Annotated in this window: 1 pseudogene; it reads left to right on the top strand. The window is 71.6% G+C overall.

What is annotated here, in order from left to right:
• Positions 1–261: pseudogene (locus EOE48_RS29000) on the top strand (1-deoxy-D-xylulose-5-phosphate synthase); the annotation flags it as partial.

Here is a 261-nt window from a genome sequence, read left to right as displayed (position 1 = left end):
AGAACGTCCGCGACGCCCCCGACGGCCCGGTGCTGATCCACGTCGTCACCCAGAAGGGCAAGGGCTACGCTCCCGCCGAAGCCGCCGCCGACCGCGGCCACGCGGTGGTCAAGTTCGACGTGATCTCAGGCGTCCAGGCCAAGGCCAAGCCGAACGCGCCGGCCTACACCCGGGTGTTCGGCGAGAGCCTGATCAAGGCGGGCGACGCCGACGACAAGGTGGTGGCGATCACCGCCGCGATGCCGTCGGGGACCGGGGTCG

This window comes from Methylobacterium oryzihabitans (assembly GCF_004004555.2).
GTDB classification, from domain to species: domain Bacteria; phylum Pseudomonadota; class Alphaproteobacteria; order Rhizobiales; family Beijerinckiaceae; genus Methylobacterium; species Methylobacterium oryzihabitans.
This window is presented reverse-complemented; position numbering and strand designations above follow the sequence as displayed.